The sequence below is a fragment of the Microbacterium meiriae genome (assembly GCF_040685015.1).
In the GTDB taxonomy this organism is placed as follows: domain Bacteria; phylum Actinomycetota; class Actinomycetes; order Actinomycetales; family Microbacteriaceae; genus Microbacterium; species Microbacterium meiriae.
Genome location: NZ_JBFBHD010000001.1, coordinates 770,160 through 793,590, shown reverse-complemented (window position 1 = coordinate 793,590; position 23,431 = coordinate 770,160). Strand labels below are relative to the sequence as shown.

Genomic DNA, 23,431 nt, shown 5'->3' with positions numbered 1-23,431 from the left:
CGATCGCGCCCCGCGGGCCGCGGAGAACCGTGAACGCCACAGCACATACCCCCTCAGCGAGCACACGCCTGCGTGTCGTGCTCGCCGCCCTCGTCTCCTTCGTCCTCGTCGCCGCCGGGGGGATGGCCAGCCCGCCGGCGCACGCTGCCGCGGCGACCGTCGCCGCGACGGTGTCGTCCGCCGACACCACCGGCCTCACCGTGCAGGTGCGGGCCGAGGGTCTGCCGGACGTGACGGGCGTCTATGCCGCACTGATCGTGTCGGGCACCGAGAGCGGCGTCTCCGCCGGTGGTGGCTACGCCGCGTTCGCGCTGCCCTTCCCGAGAGTGCAGCAGGGGGCCGCCTCCTTCACGCTGCAGGCGCCCGTCGCGTCCCTGGACCGCACGAAGACGTACGAGGTGCTCGTCTGGCAGCAGCACTCCGCGCCGACAGCCGCCACGATCTACGGCCGCGGCGACGTCACGGTGACGCCTGCGCAGTGGGACACGGTCTTCGGAACGACGCCCGTCGAGCCGGGCGAGACGGAGCCGGGGGAGACGACTCCGGGCGAGACGGAGCCCGGGGAGACGGAGCCCGGGGAGACGGAGCCGGGCGAGACGGAGCCGGGGGAGACGGCTCCGGGCGAGACCGAGCCGGTGCCCGCCGAAGCCGCCATCGACGTGTTCCTCGCCGACGGCACCACGCCCGCTGCGGGTGCTCGCCTCCAGGCGGGTGACGAGATCGTCGTCAAGGGCACCGGATACGACCCGACCGCGAACGTCGGCGGGCGCGGCGTCCCGATCCCGTCGAACCTGCCCCAGGGCACCTATGTGGTCTTCGGCAACTTCGCCGCGACGTGGCAGCCCTCGCAGGGGGCGCCGTCCTCGGCGCGTTCGGTCGGTGCACAGGCCTGGGCGCTCGCCGAAGGCGTGCTGACCCAGGTCCCGGCGCAGTACCAGGGCGCGATCCGCGCACAGTGGGTGGACATCACCCCCGAGGGCTCGTTCCAGGTCACGCTCACGCTGAAGGACACTCCGGCGACGCCCGGCTCCTACGGCGTGTACACCTACCCGGCAGGCGGCGTCGTCAACGCCGACCAGGAGCGCCGCGTCGCTCTGGACTACCGCGTCGCCTCGGGGCTCACGACCACCGTGAAGGCGGCGACGGCCGATGACGGCCTCACGGTCACGGCAGCGGCGACGAAGCTCGGCGCCGTCTCGGGCGCCTACGCGGCACTGATCGAGAAGGGCACGGAGGCCGACGTCACGGCCGGAGGCGGCTTCCTCGCGATGCAGTACGTGCGCGGCATCACCGGTGGCGGCTTCAGCGTCGACCTGACCGCTGCGGCGACAGCGCTGGACCGGTCGAAGGCCTATGAAGTGATCGTCTGGCAGCAGCACACCATGCCGAATGCGAACACGATCTACGCGCGCTCCACCGTCACCGTCACCGACGCGCAGTGGAACGCCCTGCTGCCGTCCCCCGGGCCGTCGGTCACCGCCGCCGTCACGGGAGCCTCGGCCGCGGACGGGCTCACGGTGAAGGTCACCGCCGCCGACCTCGGCGCGGTCACCGGCGCCTACGTGGCGCTCATCGAGACGGGGACCGAGGCTGACGTGACGGCCGGCGGCGGCTTCCTCGCCATGCAGTACGTCCGGAACATCGGCTTCGGAGCCTTCGCGGTCGACCTGAACGCGGCGGCGAAGGACCTCGACCGGTCGAAGACGTACGAGGTGATCGTGTGGCGGCAGCACACGATGCCGACCGCCGACACCATCCACGCGCGAGGCGCGATCACGATCACCGATGCGCAGTGGCGCGCACTGCTCGGCGAGAAGCCGACCGAGCCGAAGCCCCCGGTCACGCCGAAACCCCCGGTGACGCCGACGAAGCCGGCTGCGACCGTCCCCGGCGGGTCGCTGCGCTGGGCCATCTCGTCCTCGTTCACGAACTACATCACCGGCCCGATCGCCCAGGGTGCGATCGCCGTATCCGGTGGCGCCACCCGATCCGGCGGTCAGTTCCAGTTCGGGCAGACCGTCGGCGGCGATTTCGACGCGACGTCCGGGCGAGGCAGCGTGGTCTACCGCGGCGCGGTGCGCTTCACCGGCCACCACGGGGTGCTCGACGTCACCGTCGCCGATCCGATGATCCGGATCACCTCGGCGTCCTCCGCCACGCTGTTCGTGACGAGCGGGGGTGCGCAGGTGCCGTTCGCGACTCTCGACCTCTCCCGCGCGGTCCGCACGGCGGCCGGCGGCGCCGTCACCTACACGGCGGCACCCGCCGCCCTCACGGACGCCGGGCGCGACCGCGTCCTCTCGGGATACGGCACCACGCTCAACCCCGTCTCGTTCACGATCGGCTCCGTCGCCGCCGCGCCCTCGGGCACGACGGGAACGGTCGCGGCGGCCGCGGTCGCGCCGAAGGCCACGCTCCCGGCGACCGCGCCGACGTCCACCGGCATCGAGGTCGACGAGGAGAACCTCGCCGCGCTCGCCGCCGGGAAGCCGGCCACGGTCTCCGCCTCCGGGTTCCGTGCGAACGAAAAGGGCATCACGGTGGTCGTGTACTCGACTCCGGTGCTGCTCGGCACCGTGACGGCGGATGCGTCGGGTGTCGCGACGTGGTCGGGTTCCCTCCCGGCGACGCTCGCGGACGGCGACCACACGCTCACCTTCCAGGGCTCCGTCGATCGCGGCCTCTCGTTCACCCTCGCCAGAGCGACCACGGAGCTCGGGGTGTGCACGGTGGAGGGAGCGACCCTGCACTGGGGCTACAAGGAGTCGTTCCGGACCTACATCGAGGGCATCGCGCGGGGTGGCTGGACGCTGACCGACGTGACGTACGTGTATCCCGCCTTCGTGTGGTCGAGCGGCACCGGTTCGCTGGACGACGAGGCGCGCGCGGGGCTGGTCACGTACGGCGGCAGCATCGCCTTCACGGGCCACGACGGGGCGCTGAACACGACGCTGGCGAACGCGCGGGTCGAGCTCGCGGGCGACACCGGGTACCTCATCTTCGATGTCACCGGGACCACCCAGGACGGAGAGGCCGTGGCGCAGCAGGGGGTGCGTCTCGCGGAGTTCGCCCTCACGGACGCCGCCGTCACCGACGGTGCGCTGACCCTCGACGACGTACCCACGACACTGACCGCGGCCGGTGCCTCCGCGTTCGGCACGTATCAGGCGGGCGAGGGGCTCGACCCGGTCTCCGCCGTGATCCCGGTCGACGATGCGTGCGGCGCTCCTGCGGAGGAGGAGTCCGAGCCGGAGGCCGAAGCCGATGCGGCGGTGACCGCGATCAGCGCGCCGGTCGCCTCGGACGAGGCCCCGGTGTGGCCCTGGATCGTGGGCGGTCTGGTCGTCGTCGCGCTCGCCGCGACGGGCGGGGTGCTGATCGTGCGTCGCACCCGGAGGGGGGAGCCGGCCGAGACGACGACCGAGGTCTGAGACCGGCGGCTAGCGGAACCGCCCTCCCCGGTCATCCGGGGAGGGCGGTCTCGCATGCGGCTGCGCACGGCTGCGGAGGGTGGGACAATGGAGGCATGCCCTCCCACGACACCCATCAGACCGTCGAAGCGACCGTGCGCCGCGTGCCGCGGTACGGCGTGCTCATGGGCATCGGGGTCGTGCTGGGCGTCATCGCCGCCGGCATCCTCACGATGGTCGGCAGCTTCGAGCAGTCGCAGGCGCTCGACGTCGTCTATCCGCCCGGTCAGGTCTTCGGCTTCCTCCTGCTCTGGACCGTGCCGATCGGTCTCGCGCTCGGCGGCGTGGCCGGTCTGGTGCTCGAGCGTCTCGCCCGCCGCCACGACCGCGTCGTGACCGTCGACCGGGAGACCGTCGTCGACGACGGCACCACGGACCGCGACTAGGCGAGCTCGGCGATCACGGGGCGGATCGCGGAGTCGAACGCCACGACGTCCCGGCGGAGCCCGTCCGTCACCGCGACCGTGAGGTCGCCGATCCACCAGATCCCGCGCTGCGACAGAGGCAGCACCTGCACGTTGAGCTCGAAGGAGTGCGCACGGCGCCCGATGTCGCGCTCGAACTCGGCGATCGCGCTCGCGTACGCCCGGTAGGCGTCCCCGCCGGTGTGGCTCTTCATCGACCCCACGTACCGGTCGTGTGCGGCGGTGGCATAGCGGAGCGCGGTGCCGGCATGCGGTCGGATCGCCGACGAGAGCGCCTCGGCGCCGGTCGCCGGGAGGGCCACCAGCGTGTCGAAACCGTCGATCAACTCCAGCGGGACGCCCGAGTGATGAGCCCGCGGCTCCACGGTCATGTCCCAGTAGCCCTGCCACTGCGCCTCGACCTCGGGCGGGGCGTCCACCGCGTCGGGTGCGCGGACCGACAGGTCGCGGAGGGACGGCAGATCCAGGGGTGCCCGGATGCCCAGCAGCTGGCGCAGGGCGAGCGCGACGAGCACGGGGACGCTCGCGTCTTCGCGGATGAGCCACTGCGGCTTGTCGGCCATGGCCCCATCGTAGGCGGGTGCAGCAGCCGTGCGGAGCCCCGGCACGGTAATGCCCGCGGAGAGCCGCGTCAACCCTCGCTGTGATCGCCGGATCCAGGGGTAGACCTGCTGACACGTCGGCGGCCGTCGGCGGGAGTCGAGAGGAAGAACGATGTCGCAGAGCAATGCAGAAGGTGCCGCGGGCAGCGGTACGACCGAGTCTCCGGGCACCGTCCGGACCGCCGCGCACGAGGCCGCAGGCGTCGCCGACGAGGCGAAGAGTCAGGCGGCGGGCGTCGTCGAGACCGCGAAGGCCGAGGCCGGTGCCGTCGCCCATGAGGCCAAGGACCAGGTTCGCGACCTGTACCACCAGACGAAGACCGAGCTGTCGGAGCAGGCGGCGGTGCAGCAGCGCCGTGTCGCGGACGGGCTCCGGTCCGTGGGCGGGGAGCTCGGCACGATGGCCGAGCGCTCGGACGGCGGTGTCGCCGCCGACCTCGTGCGCCAGGCGTCCACCCGGATCCAGGGCATCGCGGGCTGGATCGGCGACCGCGACCCCGGTTCGCTGCTCACGGAGGTGAAGTCGTACGCACGGGCGAAGCCCGGCACGTTCATCGCCGTGGCGGCACTCGCCGGTCTCGTCGCCGGGCGGCTGACCAGAGCGCTCTCCGAGGGCGCTGCCGAGTCGGCCTCCTCGGGGTCGGGTCCCGCCGGGTCCGGCTCTTCGTCGGCCGCAGGGGCGACGGCAGCCGCCGTTCCGCCGCGTCCCGTCGTCCCCGCGGCGACCACGCCCGGGGCGGTTCCCGGTGGTGCGGGCGCGGCCGGTGTCGCCGGAGGCGCGGGAGTCGCCGAGAACACCACCCTCGGTCAGCCGCCGTTGCCGACCGATGGCACGGTCCCCGGAGCGCCGGACGGGATGAGCGGTATCGACGCCGGCACCGCGCCGTGGGGCGTCACACCGCACGGCGAGACGGTGGATGACGGGGACACTCCGCTCTACGACCGGACGGATGCCGCCACCCGCGGCTCCGATGAAGAGGGACGACCATGACCGACCCCATCCCCACACCTTCGGAGCAGAAGGCCGAGACCACATCTCTCGGCGATCTGCTCAGCGAGGTCACCACTGATCTGTCGACCCTGATGCGGCAGGAGCTGGAGTTGGCGAAGGCCGAGCTCAAGCAATCGGCCACACGCGCCGGCCGGGGGGCGGGCATGCTCGGCGGGGCCGGATACGGCGCGCTCATGGCCGTGTTCTTCCTGTCGGTGGCCCTCTGGTGGGCCCTCGGCGCCTATGTCACCGGTCTCGGCTGGTCGGCCGTGATCGTCGCCGTCATCTGGGCGGTGATCGCCCTCGTCCTGTTCGTGATGGGACGCAAGCAGTTGAAGAGCATCGAAGGGGCTCCGCGCACCGTGGACACCCTCAAGCGCATCCCTGATGCGGTGAAGAGGAATGAGGAGAACAAATGAGCGATTCACCCGACGCGATCCGCGCAGACATCGAGCGGACCCGAGCGGAGTTCGGCAGGGACGTCGACGCTCTCGCCGACAAGGTCACCCCCTCGAAGGTCGTGCACCGGCAGACGCAGAAGATGAAGGGCGCGGTGCGCTCGGCCGTCGACCGGGTCATGGGCGCCGCCGATGACGCCGGGGACCGGCTGGGGGACGCCTCCTCCTCGGTCGCCGATGCCGGGCGGCACACCGTCGCCAAGGCGCAGGGGAATCCGCTGGCGGTGGGCCTCATGGCCTTCGCCGCCGGCCTCGTCGTGGCCGCCGTCATCCCCGCCTCCTCGAAGGAGAAGGAACTGGCCGAGGACATCAAGGAGAAGGCCCAGCCTCTCGTCGATGAGGCGACCGACGTCGCCAAGACGATCGGACAGGACCTCAAGGAGCCGGCGCAGGAGGCCTTCGCCGCCGTCAAGGATGAGGCCGCCGGCGCCGCAGCCCACGTCCGTGACGACGCGACCCACGCCGTCGACGAGGTGAAGGGCAGCGCTCAGGACGCTCGCGACAACGTCGCAGGCCAGAGCTGACCGCACGGAACCCCGTTGCACGAGGGCCCGGTCCGATCCGTCGGACCGGGCCCTTCGCGTCGCGGGCGAGCGTCAGTTCTCGATGCCGATGCTTCCGGGTGCGGAGTCCGCGTGGCTGGCGGACCGACGGCTGATCAGGATCCCCGCTGCGAGAGCCAGCACCGCCCCGGTGGCGAGTCCGATCAGACCGCCGGGGTCGCCGCCGGTGGCCGCGAGGCCCGTGGTCGGCGGCGAGGGCGGTGCCGGCGGCGTCGAGGGTGACGGCGGTTCCGTCGTGGTCGGCGGCGTGCTCGGGGACGGCGGGGAGAGCGTGGCCGGGTTGGTCAGCTCGACAGCCACGACCGACCCTGCGCCGATCGTGAGCTGTGCTCCTTCGTCCGTCGCGGTCACGCCGTCGCCGCGGAACTGCGGAGTTCCCCACACGACGCCGGGGACGGCATCCGCGGTGTGCTCTGACAGCGTCACGACCGTGCCGACGGGAATCCGCCCGATGCTTCGGTCGGTGCCGTCCACGGGCAGCGTGAGGGTACCGGTGACGGGGCCGTCCGCTCCGGGGTACGAGTAGTCGACGGCGAACGTCGCGCCGGCCGGGACGAGGGGTGCGGCCGCGCCCGTGATCCGCTTCGCGACCGAGAAGCCGCCGAGACCGTCGCCTTCGCCGTCGCCTCCGGCCAGGCTCGCGGTGACGGACGCCGTGGTGGTCGTGAAACTCGACCCGGAGACGGTGTTGCTGAACACCTGTCCGGTGTGCGCGTCTGCGGGCAGGCGCGTCTGGTACGAGACGCGATAGAGGCGGTCAGGCTCCGCCGGCGCGGCGAAGACCACTGTGAACGAGGAGCTGTCGGTGTCCGGGGTGAAGACATAGTCCGACCCGGCTGTGAGGGTGCGGAAGTCTGCGGCATCGAACAGGCCGCCGTTCCAGGCGTCCACGGCGACCGAACCGATCGCCACGGTGCTCGGCAGCAGGCTCAGCCCCGGGGTCGCGATGTCGGTGAGGGTCGGGCGCTCGCCGCTGAGCAGGCGTCCCGGCACCCAGATGTACCACTCGATCGTCCCGTCGGCGGTCTGCACGCCCGACTTGGTCGCGTCCGTCGGGGCCGGCTCGGAGCGCTGCGGACCGACGCCGCCACCGGGGATCTCCACGGTGATCGGGCCTCCGTCCCCGGTGGTGAAGGTCACGGTGTCGTCTTCCGTGGTCTCCTCCGCCTTCATCTGGAAGAACAGGGTGCCGCGGACGTTGTCGTGCGTGAGGACGTAGTCGCTCAGCGTGCACGTGATGGCGGTCGCCGCGACGGTGCACGTGCCGACGGTGGCGCCGTCCGGGGCTCGCAGCGGGAAGGACGAGGTGACACCGACGAAGCGGGGCGTCGTCGGAAAGCTGAGCGAGAAAGTGTCTCCGGGCTGCGCGCTGTCGGGGACGGCCCACGTGGCCTCGAGGCGGAGGGTGTCGTACAGGTGCACCTCACCTGTCGGCTCCACCACCGTCGCCGAGGTGATGGCGTCCCACTCCGCGGCGTGCGCCGCCGGCGGCACGGCGAGCCCGACCAGCGCAAGGAGGGCGATGGCACTGCTCACGCCGACAACGCTCCTCCCCTGTCGTCGCTGCGTTCTCCTCTTCTGCGCGCGCACTGTCCACCTCTCCTGTTCTTTCCGGGAACCCCGGACACCGGACCCGCCTGCTTCGGCGATAGACTCTCACATGCGCAGATGATTACGCCACATATGAGGACTGATATGTGCAGATCGCGGCGGGTGAACCGGGAAGGAGGCGGCGAGCCGAGTGGTCGGCCGCGGGCGGTAGGCTGTTCGAGTGGCTGCCTCCCCCACCAACCCCTATTCCGAAGCCGGCGTCGACACCGCGGCGGGTGACCTCGCCGTCGAACTGATGAAGTCCTCCGTCCGTGCCACGCACGGCCCCGAGGTGCTCGGCGGTGTCGGCGGATTCGCCGGCCTGTTCGACGCCAGCGCGCTGCGGGACTTCCGTCGTCCGCTGCTCGCGACCAGCACCGACGGCGTCGGCACGAAGGTCGCCATCGCGCAGGCCATCGACAAGCACGACACGATCGGCCAGGACCTCGTCGGCATGGTCGTCGACGACATCGTGGTGGTGGGCGCGAAGCCGCTCTTCATGACCGACTACATCGCCTGTGGCAAGGTCGTCCCCGAGCGGATCGCGGACATCGTGCGCGGCATCGCGGAGGCGTGCGCGGCGACGGGCACCGCCCTCGTCGGAGGTGAGACGGCGGAGCATCCCGGCCTCCTCGGTCCGCGCGACTACGACGTCGCCGGGGCGGCGACGGGCGTGGTCGAGGCCGACGCCATCCTCGGCGCCGAGCGCGTGCAGGACGGCGATGCGGTCATCGCGGTCGCCTCCAGCGGCCTGCACTCCAACGGCTACTCTCTCGTGCGTCACATCATCACCCGCGCCGGGATCTCCTACGGTGACAACGCCGCGGACTTCGGCTCGACCTGGGGCGAGGCCCTCCTCGAGCCGACCCGGCTCTACACGCTTCCGCTGCTGCGCCTGATCGAGGCCTCCGGCGGAGTCCACGCCCTGAGCCACGTCACCGGCGGGGGTATCGCCGCCAACCTCGCCCGCGTGCTGCCGCAGGGAAGCTGGGTCGAGGTCGACCGCAGCACGTGGTCGCCGAGCCCGGTCTTCCGTGTGCTGAGCGACATCGCCGGTTCCACGCTCGAGTCCGCCGAGGGCACCTGGAACCTCGGCATCGGATTCCTCGCCGTGGTGGCGGCGGACAAGAAGGACGCTGCAATCGCGGCGCTGAACGCCGAGGGCATGCCCTCCTGGCAGGTCGGCACGGTGGGCTTCGGCCCGCGCCCTGCCGGCGAATTCGAACAGGGCGCCAAGGGCGTCGATGGTGGAGCGGTGCGCCTCGTCGGCGCCTACGCGGACGGAGCGAAGTAAGAGCCCATGTGCGGCATCGTCGGAATGGTGGGCTCTGCCCCGGTCAATCAGGACATCTACGACGCCCTCCTGCTGCTGCAGCATCGCGGGCAGGACGCGACGGGCATCGCGACCGCCGAGGCGAACGGCGTCATGCACAACGCCAAGGCTCAGGGGATGGTGCGCGAGGCGTTCCGCACCCGTGACATGCGCGGGCTGCTGGGCAACGTCGGCCTCGGCCACGTCCGCTACGCCACCAAGGGCACCGCGTCCAGCGAAGAGGAGATGCAGCCGTTCTACGTGAACGCGCCCTACGGCATCATCCTCATCCACAACGGCAACCTCACGAACACGCGCGAACTCGCCGCCGACATGGCACAGCGCGACCGTCGGCACCTGAACTCGTCCAGCGACACCGAGCTGCTGCTCAACGTGCTCGCCGGTGAGCTGCAGGCCACGACCTCCACGGTCGACCTCGACCCCGACCGGATCTTCGAGGCCGTCGCCCGCACGCATGACCGCATCGAGGGCGCGTACGCCGTGATCGCCGTGATCGCCAACTACGGCCTGCTCGCGTTCCGGGATCCGTTCGGCATCCGTCCGCTGATCCTGGGGCGTCGTCCTTCGACCGTCGTCGGCGCGGAGGGCAAGGACGAGTGGGTCGTGGCGAGCGAGTCGCTCGTGCTCGAGAACGGCGACTACGAGGTCGTGCGCGAGGTCGAGCCCGGAGAGGCCGTCTTCATCACGAACGACGGCGAGCTGTTCTCCCAGCAGTGCGCCACCGCCGCGACGCTCGCACCCTGTGCGTTCGAGTACGTCTACCTCGCCCGTCCGGACTCGGTCATGAACGGCATCTCGGTGTACGAGTCGCGCCTGCGGATGGGCGACAAGCTCGCCGACACGATCGCGAAGCACGTGCCGATGGACAAGATCGACGTGGTCATGCCGATCCCCGACTCGTCCCGTCCCGCGGCCATGGAGGTCGCCCGCAAGCTCGGCATCGAGTACCGCGAGGGCTTCTACAAGAACCGCTACGTCGGCCGCACCTTCATCATGCCGGGGCAGGCGGTGCGCAAGAAGAGCGTCCGCCAGAAGCTCAACGCCATGTCGACGGAGTTCCAGGGCAAGAACGTGCTCCTGATCGACGACTCCATCGTGCGCGGCACCACCTCGAAGGAGATCATCCAGATGGCCCGGGATGCCGGAGCCGCCTCGGTGACGTTCGCCTCCGCCGCCCCGCCGGTCCGGCACCCGCACGTGTACGGCATCAACATGCCGTCGCGGCACGAGCTCATCGCCCATGGCCGCACGATCCCGGAGATCGCGGAGGAGCTGGGCTGCGACCACCTCGTGTACCAGGAGGTCGACGACCTGAAGGCCGCGATCACCGAGGGCTCCGCGCTGGAGGACCTCGACATGAGCTGCTTCGACGGCCGCTACGTCACCGGCACCGTCACCGACGAGTACCTCGCCTGGGTGGAGGGGTCGCAGACCTCTTGATGTCCGGGTCCCTGAGCTCGCCGCAGGGCCGACCCCTCTGGCAGGGGCGCGCCCTCGCGTTGATCGGGATCGTGCTGGTCGCGTTCTCGCTGCGGTCGGCCGTCGCCTCGCTCTCTCCGGTCCTGGACCACGTCGCCGAGGACTTCCCGGTGGCCCCCGTGATCGTGGGGTTGATCGGCGCCGCTCCGCCCGTGTGCTTCGCGCTGTTCGGGCTGCTGACCCCGCTGTTCGAGCGCCGGTTCGGGCTGGAGCGGATGGCGGTCGCGGCGATCGTGCTGATGGCGGCGGGCATGCTGCTGCGCGGCCTCGCCCCCGACTCCTGGAGTCTGCTCGCGGCGACCGCGGTCGTGTTCGCCGGCGTGGGGTCGGGCAACGTCCTGCTGCCGCCGCTGGTCAAGAAGTACTTCGCCGACCGGCTCGGCGTCATGATGACGGCGTACTCCACGACGCTCGCGGTCTCGACCTTCCTGCCGCCGCTGGTCGCCGTCCCCGTCGCCGACTCGCTCGGGTGGCGGATCTCGCTGGGTATGTGGGGCGTGGTGGCCGCACTCGCCCTCGTGCCGTGGGTCACGCTGCTGGTGCGCTCCCGCGGTGACGATCGCCCGGTGCCGACGGAGCTCCTGGTCCCTGACCCCACCGACGGCGTGGACGATGTGCGCGACGCGGTCGCCGCCTCGACGGGGCCGATCACGACACAGTCGGCGAGTCCCCGTGTCTTCGGCCGGCTCTGGCGGCTGCCGCTGGCGTGGGCGCTCGCCCTCGTGTTCGGCACGTCGTCGACCATGGCCTACGTCGCCTTCGCCTGGCTGCCGACCATCCTCGTGGACCTCGGCGGCGTGACCCCGGCGACCGCCGGCTTCCTGCTCTCGCTGTTCGCGCTCGTCGGGCTGCCCTGCTCCATGCTCGTGCCGGTGCTCGTCGTGCGGTTCCAGGCGACCCGCCCGCTGTTCTTCGTTGCCGTGGTCGCCGGCCTCGTCGGGCTCGCCGGCCTGCTGCTCTTCCCGACCGTCGCGCTGCCGCTGTGGGTCGCGATCTTCGGGCTCACCGCGATCATGTTCCCGCTGAGCCTCGTGCTCCTGAGCATCCGTGCCCGTACGCCGGAGAGCGCCGTCGCCCTCAGCGGCTTCGTGCAGAGCATCGGCTATGCCATCGCGGCCGTGTTCCCGCTCCTCGTCGGCCTTCTCCACGACACCAGCGGCGGGTGGCAGGTGCCGCTTCTCGTGGTGGCGGGGGTGCTGGTCGTCTCGGTGCCTGCGGGGATCATCGCGGGTCGCCGCCGCACGATCGAGGACGAGTGGGAGCGCCGCCACGGTCGCTGGTGACGATCGCGGTCAGAGCGCTCGTCGGTGCGGCGCGGCTGCGCCAGTACGATCGGATGCGCTGTCCTCCGAAAAGCGGGCAGCCTGGCGTTCCTCTGCGCTGTATGGTGACATGTGAAATGTCAGTCGTTAGTGACGACGGAGGACTCATGACGCAATCGGTTCTCTCAACGCGTGAAGATGTGGGAGTCGCGCCAGCGAGGGTGCGGAGATGGGCGATGCTCGTGCTCGCACTGGCTTACATCGCGTTCGCAACGTACTACTATCTCGGACCGGCAAAACCGACAAACGAGGTCGTCGTCGTCGTGGGTCTCTCTGTCTTGTGGAGTGCATGGCTCGGCGTGCTGTTGGTGACGCTGATCGCTCGGCCGCGGACACGTGCCGACCGACTCGCAGGTACTCTGGCACCGATGCTCATCGTTGCCGCAGGGGCTATGAGCTTTCTCGCGTCGTGACGCGAGGCGGCGCGGTCGAGGAGCGCACGATGAGCTGCGGGTCGGTGGAGGGCATCTCGCCGACCGGGTCGTGGCCCTCGATCTGGGTGATGAGCCGCAGCGCGGCGGCGCGGCCCATGGCCTCGAACGGCTGACGGACGGTGGTCAGGGCGGGGGAGGCGTAGGCGGCGAGGGCGATGTCGTCGACGCTCACGACGGAGATGTCCTCCGGCACGCTGCGCCCGGCCTCGTGCAGGGCGCGGATGAGGCCGAACGCCATCTCGTCGCTGCTGACGAAGACCGCGGTCGCCTCAGGGATCGCGGCGATGGTGCGCCCGGCCCGGTACCCGGACTCCGGGGTCCAGTCCGCCGGGATCACCGGCGGCGGGACGATGCCGCGCTCGCGGAGCGTCTGCTCCCAGGCCTCGCTGCGCTGCTGCGTCTCCGTCCAGTAGTCGTCGCCCGAGACGTGCCACACGGTCTCGTGGCCGAGGTCGAGGAGGTGCTCCACGGCGAGCCGGGCGATCGCGCGCTGGTCGACCGCGAGCGGGGCGTCCTCCTCCAGGGAGGTGCGCTCGCTGCGGGTGGCGGGCGTCCGTTCGGTGCGCGCCCGCATCGCCGGGGTGTCCAGGGCGATGGGCACGCCGAGGATGATGCCCTCCGCACCCTGCCGCTCCAGGCGGTCGAAGGCCTCGAGGAAGGCGTCGTCCGAGGCGTGGTCTGCCACCGCGGCGGTGGTCACGGTGTAGCCGTTCGCCGCCGCGGCCTGTTGGATGCCGACGCCGAGCGCGGCGGAGGAGTAGCGGTCCGTCGAGACGACGATCACGCCGAGCACGCGCGTGCGTCCCGATGCGAGCGACGCGGCTGCGGCGTGCACCCGGTAACCGAGTTCCTCGACGGCGGCCAGCACCCGTCGCGCGGTGTCGGGGCGGACGTTGTCCTGCCCGGACATGACGCGCGAGACGGTCTGCGTGGAGACGCCGGCGAGGCGGGCGACGTCGACCTGGCTGGGCGCGCGGTCGTCTTTCGGGCGGCGAGGGGACATGCCCCAATGGTAGCGATCCATCGGCGGAAAACCAGGGAGCACGGACCTCGGCGATGCGATAATGTGAACGCAAACAATTCAGCTGGGAGTGCAATGTCCGACCTTCTCGCCGCGGCTTCCGACGGCTCGACCACCGCCGTCGCCGCGCCGGCAGACGCCGCTGCCTCCGGCGCTCCCGCCCTGTCCTGGCGCGAGGGGGAGATCCTCCGCGACGGTGTGCCCCACCGCATCCTGTCGGGCTCGATCCACTACTTCCGCGTCCACCCCGACCAGTGGGAGGACCGCCTGCGTCGGCTCGCCGCGATGGGCGCGAACACGGTCGACACCTACGTCGCCTGGAACTTCCACGAGCGGGTCGAGGGGGACATCCGCTTCGACGGCTGGCGCGACGTCGAGCGCTTCGTGCGGCTGGCCGGCGAGGTCGGCCTCGACGTCTTCCTCCGACCGAGCCCCTACATCTGCGCGGAGTGGTCCAACGGTGGGCTGCCCTTCTGGCTCACCGGCAGGGTCTCGGCGCTGCGGACGAGCGATCCCGCGTTCCTCGCCGCCGTCGACGCCTGGTACGACGCGCTGCTCCCGCGGCTCGTGCCCCTGCAGGCGGCCTACGGCGGGCCGATCGTGGCGATCCAGATCGAGAACGAGTATGGATCGTTCGGCAGCGACGCCGCCTACCTCGCCCACCTGCGTGACGGGCTCCGGCGACGGGGCATGGTGGAGATGCTGACGACCGCGGACGGGATCACTCCGGACATGATCGCGCACGGGAGCGTGCCGGGTGCGATGACGACGTTCACGTTCGGCACCGGGGTGCCGGTGGCGGCCTCCCTGCGTCGGCACGGGGAGGCGCTCATGTGCAGCGAGCTCTGGGGCGGCTGGTTCGACCACTGGGGCGAGCGGCACCACGTGCGTTCGGCGGAGAGCATGGGCGGGACGATCCGGGAGCTCCTCGACGAGGGTGGCTCGGTCAGCCTCTACATGGCGCACGGGGGCACCAACTTCGGCCTGTGGAACGGTGCGAACCACGACCTCGTGCTGCAGCCCACGGTGACCAGCTACGACTCCGATGCCCCGATCGGCGAGGACGGCACGCTCGGGGAGAAGTTCCATGCGCTTCGCGCGCTCTTCGCCCCCTTCCACGCCGACGGACTGCCGCCCGTGCCCGACCAGCCGCGGCGGCAGTCCGCGACCTCCGCGCCTCTGGAGCGGCGAGCGAGCCTGCTCGACGTGGTCCGGGCGACCCCTGCCGCGGGCGGGCTCTCGCCGCGCCCGCTGACCTTCGAGCAGCTCGGAGCGGAGGACGGCCTCGTGGCCTACGAGGCCGACGTGTCGTTCCCGGACGAGGCGACACTGACCGTCGACGGCCTGCACGATCGTGCGGTCGTCTTCCTCGACGACCGCCGCCTCGGTGTGCTCGAGCGGGACGGCGAGACGTCCCTCGCTCTCCCGGTGGACGGCGGTTCCGGTCGGCTGGCGCTCGTCGTCGAGAGCCTCGGGCGCATCAACTACGGGCCGTACACCGGCGAGGGCAAGGGCATCATGCGCGGCGTGATGATCGGCCGCCGTCTCGTGAACGGCTGGACGCATCGCCTCCTGCCGCAGACGGCACCGGCGGTGGACGCCGCTGCCGTGGGCGGGGTGGACGGCCTCGCCGTCGCCGCGCTGGACGTCGCCGAACCCCTGGACGCGTGGCTCGCCTTCCCCGGTGGCGGCAAGGGCCTGGTGTGGCTGAACGGATTCCTGCTCGGACGCTACTGGAGCGTGGGCCCGCAGGAGACGCTCTACGCCCCCGCGCCGTTGTGGCGTACCGGGCGCAACGAGATCGTGGTGCTCGACACCGACGGCCTCGGTGCGACGGTGGAGATCCGGGAGGCGTCGTCCTTCGGGGAGACCGAGGAGTTCATCGGCTCCTGAGCCGCACTCGGGCCTCGGGTGGTGACCTTCGGCCAATGTTTGCGCATACTTGACGTTTGACTCTTGTCTTAAGCCACAAGCTCGCTCTACGGTGATAGCGCAAACATCGGTTTCGATCGATGATCCATCTGCGACGCACCGGGGCGTCCCTTCCTCCGGCCGTCGCACCGTTCGAGAGGCAAGACGTGTCGACACCTTCCCGACCGCCGCGCACCGCCGTCGCCGTCAGTTCCCTGCTGGCGACGGCTCTCGCGCTCGGCGGAGCGCTCCTCCCTGCGACCGCGGCGCAGGCCGCCGATCTCGTCCCCGTCCCGCACGCGGACTACCGGCTGCACGCGGTGTCCAGCGAAGCCGATCCGTATCCGGCGCCGCCTTCGCTCGACGGCACGGCTCTCGGCGCCTTCGACGGCGACTACTCGACCCAGTGGACGTCGCGGTACTCGGCCAATGCCCCCTTCCCGCACTGGATCGCCCTCGATCTGCAGCGGCCCCTCTCGGTGAAGGCGCTGGACTATTCGGTCAAGCGCGGGCAGAGCGTCGCGGCGAAGACCGTCGAGGTGTACGTCACGGATGACGCCGACGCCGCGCGCACCTCGCCCGCCGACGGGGGATGGGGCGCCGCCGCCGCGGCCGCGACGCTGCACGCGCCCACCGCGAACGACGAGAAGCAGCGCATCACGCTGGAGACCGCGAAGGACGGCCGGTACGTCGCCCTCCTCATCATCGACGCGCAGGGCACCACAGGCGGCGGCGCCGGCGAGATCCAGGTGCTCTCCGACGAGGAGCTCCCACCGATCGTGACCGAGCCGGAGACGCCGGAGCAGCCGGAGCCCGGGGACACCGTCGAGATCGCCGCGGGCGGCACCACGGCCACCGTCTCCTCCGCGTTCCCGCAGATCCTCGGCTACCGCGTGGGCGATGAGCGCCTCGGCGGCCAGAAGGGCTCCCCGCGCACCTGGGCGGTCAACGGCACCGCCTATGCGTCGACCACCACGTCCACGGCGACGGCGACCGGCGTCGACTACGTCTCGGCCCTGACCGGCATCGACGTCACGGTGCGCAGCAGCATCCGCGTCGCGGCGAATGGCACGGTCGAGTTCGCCGTGACCGGAGTCGACGGCTCCGCTGCGGTGAACACCCTGGCGCTCCCCGACAACGCCTTCCTCTCCGCGACGGCCGCGGACGGCGCCGTCCTCGACCGCACCGTGATCAGCCCGAACAGCACGACGAACGCCGATGAGCACATCGCTGTGGGGCCCGCGACCGCCACCGGGACGAAGGGCGCGGCCTTCGCCTTCCTCGGCGACGGGACCCTCGCCGGCAGCGTGATCACGAACGCGACGACGCAGGCCTCCGGGGGCACCGCCTCGTGGAACACCCGGCTCACGACGCGGGTGACCGCGGCCGACGGCCGGACTGCCGAGATCGGCTCGAACACCTGGCTCATCCATCCGACCACCGCCGTCGACAGCCGGGTGACGACCTATGCCTTGCCGAAGGTCACGGTGCTCCTCACCGCCGACCGCAACGGCGACGAGACCGTGGACTGGCAGGACGCCGCGATCCGCTACCGGGAGGTCGACGCCCCGCGCCTCGGTGCCGACCGGGTCGCCGACCGCGTGATCAGCCGCATCCCGTTCAACTTCGCCTCGAGCGCCACGAACTACTTCGACCTCGTGCTCGACAACACCAAGCGCATCGCGAACCAGACCGACGGCCTCGGACAGTGGGTGCTCAACAAGGGCTTCGGCAGCGAAGGACACGACTCCGCGAACACCGACTACGGCGGGAACTACAACGAGCGCGCGGGCGGCCTCGCCGACCTCAACCGTCTCGTCGACGAGGGGGCGAAGCTCAACGCCGACATGAGCGTGCACGTCAACGCCACCGAGATCTATCCGCAGGCGGACGCGTTCGACGCGGCGATCCTCGACGGCACACCGCCGTACAAGCCCGGCTGGAACTGGCTCGACCAGTCGTACTACATCGATCAGCAGACCGATCTCGGCACCGGACGCGTGCTCGACCGCTTCCAGCAGCTGCGGGACGAGGTGCCGGGGCTCAGCGGCGTCTACATCGACGTGTACTACTCCAACGGCTGGGTGGCCGAGGAGCTCGCGGACGAGCTGAACGCCATGGACCTCGAGGTCGCGACCGAGTGGGGCGACAAGTTCGTCGACAGCACGGTCTGGTCGCACTGGCCGAACGACCTCGCCTACGGCGGCAAGGACAACAAGGGCATCAACTCCACCATGGTGCGGTTCATCCAGAACGCGCAGGCGGACGTCTGGAACGACGACGCCCTGCTGGGCCAGCAGCGTCTCGTCGATGCCGAGGGCTGGGTGGGCAACCGCAACTGGGACGGCTTCATCGGCAACATCTGGTCGCAGAGCCTGCCGACGAAGTTCCTGCAGCACTTCGACCTGCAGACGTACGCGGCGGGGGCCGAGGCGACCTTCACCGACGACGTGACGGTCCGGATCGACGGTGGTACCCGCGTCATCACGATGGACGGCGCGACCGTCCTGCGGGGCGACTCCTACCTGCTGCCGTGGCAGTCACTGGAGTCGAGCGCCGAGTCGGGTTCGCCCGTCGACGCGGACAAGATGTACTTCTTCACGGCCTCCGGCGGTGAGAAGACATTCGGGCTCACGGATGCCTTCCGCGGCAACACGACCTTCGACGTGTTCGCACTCGGCGACCAGGGGCGCGAGAAGGTGGACACCGTCACCGCGGTCGACGGGAAGCTGACGCTCTCCGGCGAGAAGGGGGCGGCTTACGTCGTCGTGCCCCAGGGTGGGGCGCAGCGGGCGGCGATCGAGTACCGCGACGCGGGCCTGGCCGATCCCGGGTTCAACTCGGGGTCGCTGGACGGCTGGAACCCGCGGGGCGACGTGACCATCGAGCGCACGGACCTCGGCGCGGCGAAGAACGCCTCACGGGGCGACAACATCGCGGTGTTCGGCTCATCCGCGTCCGCGATCTCGCAGACCGTCACCGGCCTCACCCCCGGGAAGCGCTACGCGTTCTCCGCGCAGGTGCAGATCGATCCGACGGCCACGCGCGACGTGAGCGTCGCGGTCGACACCGGCGCCGGCGTCGTCAGCCGCACCTGGAACCTCTCGCCGACATACAACTACATGCGCGCCGACTCCAAGGCCGGGCAGTACTACCAGCGCGGATCGGTGTCGTTCCTCGCCCCGGCCTCCGGCGAAGTGATCGTCTCGGTCTCGGCGGTCGCCGGTGACGCGGCGGTGCGAGTCGACAACGCCAGGGTGATGGCGGACACGACGGCGCCGACCGCCGCGGGCACCGTGTACTCGAACGACTTCGAGGGCAACCAGCCCGGGTGGGGCCCGTTCGTGAAGGGTGACGCCAACGGCATCGACGACCCGCGTACGAGCATCTCGCGTCGGCACGACCCGTACACGAGCAGCGACTGGCGCAACACGGCCAAGCCGTTCGACACCGGAGCCACCGCGGGCCTCGCGGTGGACTCCACCCTCACCGGTGAGCACTCGCTGATGTCGCACTCCGAGAACTCCGGCGTCGTCTACCGGACCGACCCCACGCTCGTCCCGCTGCAGGCCGGGCACACCTATCGCATCGGGTTCGACTACCAGGCCGGAGCGAGCGGAGCGTACCGCTGGCTGACCGGTACGGACGCCGTGATCGACGGGGAGATCTCCTCGACGACCCTGCGTCGCACCCCTGTCGTGCAGGCGCTGGAGACCACCGCGTTCCGCGAGGACGTGATCGTGGGCTGCGGCGACTACACCTGGGTCGGTCTGGAGCGCGTCGGCGGGCCCGACGTCGACTTCGTCCTCGACGACTTCACGGTGACGGACCTCGGCCCGACGGACGGAGGCACCCCGTGCGCCACCGTCGCCGGCGAGGCCGTGACCCTGAGCCCCGGGGCGCAGACACCCTTCACCACGACCTTCACCAACAGCGAGGACATCCTGGCGGAGAACGTCGGCGTGCAGCTCGACCTCCCGGAGGGCTACACCGTCGAGGTCGCGGACGGCTCCTCGAACCTGTTCACGAAGGTCGCCCCCGGCGAGAGCGTGACGACGGACTGGCTGCTGACGGCACCGGCGTCGGCCGCGGGCTCGCCGGTGAGCATCGGCATCGCCGCCACCTACCTCGTCGACTGCGACGTGCGGACCGTGCAGACCGCGCAGGAGGCCGCTGTCGCGTCCCGCGCCCGCATCCCGAACGCGCAGATCACCGCGACCGCGAGCTCCGAGGAGACCGCGGGTGAGGACGGCACGGCGGCGAACATGCTCGACGGCAACGCCGGGACGTTCTGGCACAGCCGCTGGAGCACTGACGCCGCCGCGTATCCGCACGTGCTGACGTTCGACCTCGGTTCCGCGGAGACGGTCGACGGCATCTCCTATCTGCGTCGCGGCGCGAACCAGAACGGCCCCATCAAGGGCTTCCAGGTCGCGGTCTCCACCGACGGGCAGACCTTCACCGACGTGGCCGCGGGGGAGTGGAAGAACGTCGCGGAGTGGCAGGACGTCGACTTCGCGGCGACGACCGCGCGATACGTTCGGGTGACGGCGACCTCGTCGATCTCGGGCACGCCGTTCGCGGCCGTGGCGGAGATGGCGGTGTACGGCACCACCGCCCCGCAGGCCGGGCACGCACCGGAGGCGCGACCCGAGGACGACCTCGGGGCCTGCGCTCCGGAGACCGATCCTGCGTTGACGCTCGGCGCGGATTCCGTGCGGGCAGGGGAGACGGTCGAGGCCGTGCTCTCGGGCTTCGCGCCCGACGCCGCCGTCTCGTTCTGGCTGGACGGCGTGCGGCTCGCGGACGCGACGGTCGATGCGCACGGTGCGCTGACCACCCGGGTCCTCATCCCCGCGGATGCGACGGTCGGGAAGCACCGCTTCCTCGTCAAGGACGCCTCCGGCGCGGAGGTGGCCGGTGCGGCGCTCAAGGTCAAGAAGGCGAAGCCGGCGAAGGTGCCGGTCCTCACCCCGTCGGTCGGCACCGCGGCGGCCGGAGACTCCCTCCGCGTGCAGCTCCGCGGCTTCGACCCCGAGTCCGTCGTGCAGCTCTGGCTCCACTCGGAACCGGTCAGGGTGGGCGAGGTGACGATCGCCGCCGACGGCAGTGCGGTCGCGACCGTCACCATCCCGGCGGCCACACCCGCGGGCGCCCATGCGCTCGTGGCGACGGACGCCGAGGGCGCCGAGCTCGCTCGTGCGGATCTCGCGGTCACCGCCGCGGCGACGGCCGGTGGCGGGGCGCTGGCCACGACGGGTGCGGAGGGGATGACGTGGCTGGCGGTCGCCGTCGGTGCGCTCGCCCTGAGCGCCCTCGGCGCGGGGCTCTGGCGACGGCGACGCGGCTGAGTCCCTCTGCTGCACACGAGAGGCCCGGGGTTCGCCCCGGGCCTCTTCTGCACGCGGCGGGGAGTTTGCCGGTTCTCCACGGGTTGCGGTTCCGAGGCCGGAGAGCGTGCCTCCGGTCCCCGATACTCGAGGGGTAGCCACGAAAGGAGCCGCACATGCCGAACGTACTCATCCGCGATCTCGACCCCGGCGTGCATTCCGTGCTCACCGCGCGAGCGCAGGAGCGAGGACAGTCGCTGCAGCAGTACCTCTCGGCGGAGCTCGCCCGCATCGCCGCCCGCCCGACGCTGTCGGAGTTCCTGAGTGGACGAGCGTAGGAGTCGGAGGTGGCCGCGCTCACCCCGAAGAGCATCGTCGCCGCGGTGCACGAGGGGTGCGCCGGGCGGTGATCGTCGTCGACACCGCGATCGTCGTCGACCTGGTCTGCACCGGAATGTCGACCCGAGTCTTGCAGGCGCGGTTGGAGGACGAGTTCCTGCTGCCCCCTCCTCACGCACGACCGGAGGCTCGCGCGGGCGGCCTCCGGTCTGTGCGCGGTCGAGGTGCCTAGCCCTTGACGGCGCCGGCGGCGAGACCGGAGCGCCAGTACTTCTGCAGCGTGAAGAACAGGGCGATGAGCGGGATCACGCCGAGCAGCGCCCCGAGCATGACGGCGCCCTTGTCGGGGGAGAAGTAGCTCATCATGCCGTAGAGGCCGAGCGTGACCGGCTTGAGGTCGGGGCTGGAGATCATCATGAGCGGGAGGAGGAAGTTGTTCCACGTGGCCACGAAGATGAACAGGAAGATCGTCACCATCGCGGGGCCGAGCAGCCGCAGCACGATCGTGAAGAAGATCCGGGCCTCACCGGCGCCGTCGATGCGGGCGGCCTCCAGCAGCTCCGTCGGCACCGACGACTGCGCGTAGACCATGCCGAGGAAGACGCCGAACGGCGAGACCGCCGAGGGGATGATGATCGCCCACACGGTGTTCGTGAGGCCGAGCGCCTGGAACTCGATGTACAGCGGCACCGTGAGCAGGGCGACGGGCAGCAGAAGTCCCGCCATGATGATGCCGACCGCGAGCTTCTTCCCGGGGAAGGCGAACTTGGCGATCGCGTAGCCGGCCATCACGGCGAACAGCGTGCCGATGATCCCGGCGCTGAGCGAGTAGAACAGGGAGTTGCCGACCCAGCGCCAGAACAGCCCCTGGGTCCAGCCCATGAGGCTGTCGTAGTTGGCGGCGAGGTTCGGCTCGGCGAACCAGAATCCGAACGTCGAGGTGAGGTCGGTGTTGTTCTTCGTCGAGGCCACCACGAGCCAGAACACCGGCACGAGGAAGTACAGCGTCGCGACGACGAGGGCGATGATGCCGAACGTGCGGGCCGCGGGTCCCGGGGCGATGGACGGAGGAGGGGCGTCCGCCGCCTGCGGCCTACGAGAGCGCCGCTTCGTCGGCGGGGTCACGGTGACGAGTCGTGTGGTGGTCATGCGTCGCCCTTCCGCCGCTGGAGCAGTGCGTACACGATCGCGAGCACGCCCGCGATCCCGGCCATGAGCAGCGAGTACGCCGACGCCGGACCGCTGCCCGACGGCGACAGCTCGCCCATCATCGTGTTGTAGGTGAGCATCATCGGCGTGAAGTCCTTGCCCATCCAGGAATTCGCGGCCTCCAGGATGACCGGCTCGTTGAACAGCTGGATCGTGCCGATGATCGACAGCAGCACCGCCAGCAGCGCGGCACCGCGCACGAGCGGCACCTTGATGCGGGTCGCGATCTGGAAGCCCGTCGCACCGTCCAGACGGGCGGCCTCATAGAGGTCGCGGGGGATGGCCTGCAGGGCGCTGAGGAAGATGAGCATGTTGTAGCCCGTGTAGGTCCACGTCGTCATGTTCGCCATCGAGAAGAGGATCGTCTGCGGCGACATGAGGTCGGTCCCCTCCGGCAGATACGGCAGGAAGGGCGACACCTCGGGCGTGTAGAGGTAGAGCCACATCATCGCCGCGATGATGCCGGGGACCGCGTACGGGAGGAAGAAGGCGAGGCGGAACAGGGCGGGGCGGCGCACGATGAACGAGTCCAGCAGCAGGGCCAGGGCGAGGGCCGCGATGATCATCACCGGGATCTGGAACGCCGCGTAGAGCACGACCCGTCCCATGCCGGCCCAGAAGGCGCCGTCGGTCGCCGCCGCCGCGAAGTTGTCGAGGCCGACGAAGGTGTCGACGAGCTCGCCCCCGCCGTACAGGCCGCCGCCGGCGGGCACCTGCGCGAAGAACGCCGACCGGACCGACACGATGATGGGGATGAGGAAGACGACGGCGAACAGCAGCGCGAACGGCGCCATGAACAGCCACCCGGTCAGCCCCTCTCTTCGGATCCGCGATCGACGGGTCGACGGGGCGACGGGACGGCGCGCGGGAGGGAGCGGCGCCGCTGCCCTCGTCTCGGTCACTGTGGCCATGATGTGCCTCTCGCTCTCACGACGACGGCGGAGTGCACGATCG

17 protein-coding genes are annotated in these 23,431 nt (G+C 70.9%); 12 read left to right on the top strand and 5 right to left on the bottom strand.

From position 1 onward, the window contains the following. The first annotated feature begins 29 nt into the window (after window positions 1–29). Both AB0N68_RS03955 and AB0N68_RS03950 read left to right on the top strand, forming a co-directional pair. On the top strand, window positions 30–3,431 hold the full coding sequence (locus AB0N68_RS03955) for an HtaA domain-containing protein (protein ID WP_292793312.1): 3,402 nt from the start codon (window positions 30–32) through the stop codon (window positions 3,429–3,431). Between the two features lie 95 nt (window positions 3,432–3,526). Beyond that, window positions 3,527–3,856, top strand: a complete 330-nt coding sequence (locus AB0N68_RS03950; RefSeq protein WP_187663094.1) for a potassium transporter Trk — start codon at window positions 3,527–3,529, stop codon at window positions 3,854–3,856. Here AB0N68_RS03950 and AB0N68_RS03945 read toward each other — a convergent pair. After that, window positions 3,853–4,458, bottom strand: coding sequence for a zinc-binding alcohol dehydrogenase (locus AB0N68_RS03945; RefSeq protein ID WP_187663095.1), 606 nt, complete (start codon window positions 4,456–4,458; stop codon window positions 3,853–3,855). The genes AB0N68_RS03950 and AB0N68_RS03945 overlap by 4 nt on opposite strands. A 151-nt stretch (window positions 4,459–4,609) precedes the next feature. Between AB0N68_RS03945 and AB0N68_RS03940 the strand changes: the two genes are divergently transcribed. Genes AB0N68_RS03940 through AB0N68_RS03930 form a run of 3 tightly spaced genes read left to right on the top strand, consistent with a single transcriptional unit; the run spans window position 4,610 to window position 6,470 of the window. Further along, entirely contained in the window at window positions 4,610–5,488 is an 879-nt protein-coding gene (locus AB0N68_RS03940; RefSeq protein WP_187663096.1) for a hypothetical protein, read from the top strand. Further along, window positions 5,485–5,907, top strand: coding sequence for a phage holin family protein (locus tag AB0N68_RS03935; RefSeq protein ID WP_187663097.1), 423 nt, complete (start codon window positions 5,485–5,487; stop codon window positions 5,905–5,907). The genes AB0N68_RS03940 and AB0N68_RS03935 overlap by 4 nt, the downstream gene beginning before the upstream one ends. After that, complete coding sequence (locus tag AB0N68_RS03930; RefSeq protein WP_187663098.1) at window positions 5,904–6,470, top strand: DUF3618 domain-containing protein; 567 nt, start codon at window positions 5,904–5,906, stop codon at window positions 6,468–6,470. The genes AB0N68_RS03935 and AB0N68_RS03930 overlap by 4 nt, the downstream gene beginning before the upstream one ends. A 72-nt stretch (window positions 6,471–6,542) precedes the next feature. On the opposite strand, the gene AB0N68_RS03925 is transcribed toward AB0N68_RS03930, so the two are convergent. Beyond that, window positions 6,543–8,045 (bottom strand): DUF5979 domain-containing protein, encoded by a 1,503-nt coding sequence (locus AB0N68_RS03925; RefSeq protein WP_292796946.1) that lies wholly within the window; start codon window positions 8,043–8,045, stop codon window positions 6,543–6,545. Between the two features lie 235 nt (window positions 8,046–8,280). Between AB0N68_RS03925 and purM the strand changes: the two genes are divergently transcribed. The 4 genes from purM to AB0N68_RS03905 all read left to right on the top strand — a co-directional run bounded on the left by purM (window position 8,281) and on the right by AB0N68_RS03905 (window position 12,646). Continuing rightward, a complete protein-coding gene (gene purM, locus AB0N68_RS03920) occupies window positions 8,281–9,393 on the top strand; it encodes a phosphoribosylformylglycinamidine cyclo-ligase (protein WP_187663100.1) in 1,113 nt (370 codons plus the stop codon). A gap of 6 nt (window positions 9,394–9,399) precedes the next feature. Then, complete coding sequence (gene purF, locus AB0N68_RS03915; protein WP_259952892.1) at window positions 9,400–10,872, top strand: amidophosphoribosyltransferase; 1,473 nt, start codon at window positions 9,400–9,402, stop codon at window positions 10,870–10,872. Continuing rightward, window positions 10,872–12,194, top strand: coding sequence for an MFS transporter (locus AB0N68_RS03910; protein ID WP_187663102.1), 1,323 nt, complete (start codon window positions 10,872–10,874; stop codon window positions 12,192–12,194). The genes purF and AB0N68_RS03910 overlap by 1 nt, the downstream gene beginning before the upstream one ends. Before the next feature lie 146 nt (window positions 12,195–12,340). Then, complete coding sequence (locus tag AB0N68_RS03905) at window positions 12,341–12,646, top strand: hypothetical protein (RefSeq protein ID WP_363332151.1); 306 nt, start codon at window positions 12,341–12,343, stop codon at window positions 12,644–12,646. Here AB0N68_RS03905 and AB0N68_RS03900 read toward each other — a convergent pair. Then, window positions 12,624–13,670, bottom strand: a complete 1,047-nt coding sequence (locus tag AB0N68_RS03900) for a LacI family DNA-binding transcriptional regulator (RefSeq protein ID WP_280565139.1) — start codon at window positions 13,668–13,670, stop codon at window positions 12,624–12,626. The two genes, AB0N68_RS03905 and AB0N68_RS03900, sit on opposite strands and share 23 nt — an antisense overlap. A 93-nt stretch (window positions 13,671–13,763) precedes the next feature. Here AB0N68_RS03900 and AB0N68_RS03895 point away from each other — a divergent pair, with 93 nt between their 5' ends. The 3 genes from AB0N68_RS03895 to AB0N68_RS03885 all read left to right on the top strand — a co-directional run bounded on the left by AB0N68_RS03895 (window position 13,764) and on the right by AB0N68_RS03885 (window position 21,267). Next, window positions 13,764–15,581 carry a glycoside hydrolase family 35 protein gene (locus tag AB0N68_RS03895; RefSeq protein ID WP_292796950.1) on the top strand — a complete coding sequence of 606 codons (1,818 nt, stop codon included), beginning with the start codon at window positions 13,764–13,766 and terminating at the stop codon, window positions 15,579–15,581. A gap of 185 nt (window positions 15,582–15,766) precedes the next feature. Next, window positions 15,767–20,950, top strand: coding sequence for an endo-alpha-N-acetylgalactosaminidase family protein (locus AB0N68_RS03890; RefSeq protein WP_313366662.1), 5,184 nt, complete (start codon window positions 15,767–15,769; stop codon window positions 20,948–20,950). A gap of 155 nt (window positions 20,951–21,105) precedes the next feature. Then, window positions 21,106–21,267 carry a FitA-like ribbon-helix-helix domain-containing protein gene (locus AB0N68_RS03885; protein WP_280565130.1) on the top strand — a complete coding sequence of 54 codons (162 nt, stop codon included), beginning with the start codon at window positions 21,106–21,108 and terminating at the stop codon, window positions 21,265–21,267. Between the two features lie 229 nt (window positions 21,268–21,496). Here AB0N68_RS03885 and AB0N68_RS03880 read toward each other — a convergent pair whose 3' ends face one another. Beyond that, window positions 21,497–22,417, bottom strand: coding sequence for a carbohydrate ABC transporter permease (locus tag AB0N68_RS03880; RefSeq protein WP_187663106.1), 921 nt, complete (start codon window positions 22,415–22,417; stop codon window positions 21,497–21,499). Then, the gene (locus AB0N68_RS03875; protein WP_259952879.1) at window positions 22,414–23,388 is read right to left on the bottom strand and encodes a carbohydrate ABC transporter permease; all 975 of its coding nucleotides are present in this window, start codon (window positions 23,386–23,388) and stop codon (window positions 22,414–22,416) included. Before AB0N68_RS03875 ends, AB0N68_RS03880 begins: the two co-directional genes overlap by 4 nt. Window positions 23,389–23,431: the final 43 nt, after the last annotated feature.

Coding starts and splice junctions, on each gene's coding strand:
- AB0N68_RS03940 (WP_187663096.1), top strand. CDS start 4,610: ATGTCGCAGAGCAATGCAGAAGGTGCCGCGGGCAGCGGTACGACCGAG.
- AB0N68_RS03945 (WP_187663095.1), bottom strand. CDS start 4,458: ATGGCCGACAAGCCGCAGTGGCTCATCCGCGAAGACGCGAGCGTCCCC.
- AB0N68_RS03900 (WP_280565139.1), bottom strand. CDS start 13,670: ATGTCCCCTCGCCGCCCGAAAGACGACCGCGCGCCCAGCCAGGTCGAC.
- AB0N68_RS03910 (WP_187663102.1), top strand. CDS start 10,872: ATGTCCGGGTCCCTGAGCTCGCCGCAGGGCCGACCCCTCTGGCAGGGG.
- purF (WP_259952892.1), top strand. CDS start 9,400: ATGTGCGGCATCGTCGGAATGGTGGGCTCTGCCCCGGTCAATCAGGAC.
- AB0N68_RS03930 (WP_187663098.1), top strand. CDS start 5,904: ATGAGCGATTCACCCGACGCGATCCGCGCAGACATCGAGCGGACCCGA.
- AB0N68_RS03905 (WP_363332151.1), top strand. CDS start 12,341: ATGACGCAATCGGTTCTCTCAACGCGTGAAGATGTGGGAGTCGCGCCA.
- AB0N68_RS03880 (WP_187663106.1), bottom strand. CDS start 22,417: ATGACCACCACACGACTCGTCACCGTGACCCCGCCGACGAAGCGGCGC.
- AB0N68_RS03895 (WP_292796950.1), top strand. CDS start 13,764: ATGTCCGACCTTCTCGCCGCGGCTTCCGACGGCTCGACCACCGCCGTC.
- AB0N68_RS03885 (WP_280565130.1), top strand. CDS start 21,106: ATGCCGAACGTACTCATCCGCGATCTCGACCCCGGCGTGCATTCCGTG.
- AB0N68_RS03935 (WP_187663097.1), top strand. CDS start 5,485: ATGACCGACCCCATCCCCACACCTTCGGAGCAGAAGGCCGAGACCACA.
- AB0N68_RS03875 (WP_259952879.1), bottom strand. CDS start 23,388: ATGGCCACAGTGACCGAGACGAGGGCAGCGGCGCCGCTCCCTCCCGCG.
- AB0N68_RS03950 (WP_187663094.1), top strand. CDS start 3,527: ATGCCCTCCCACGACACCCATCAGACCGTCGAAGCGACCGTGCGCCGC.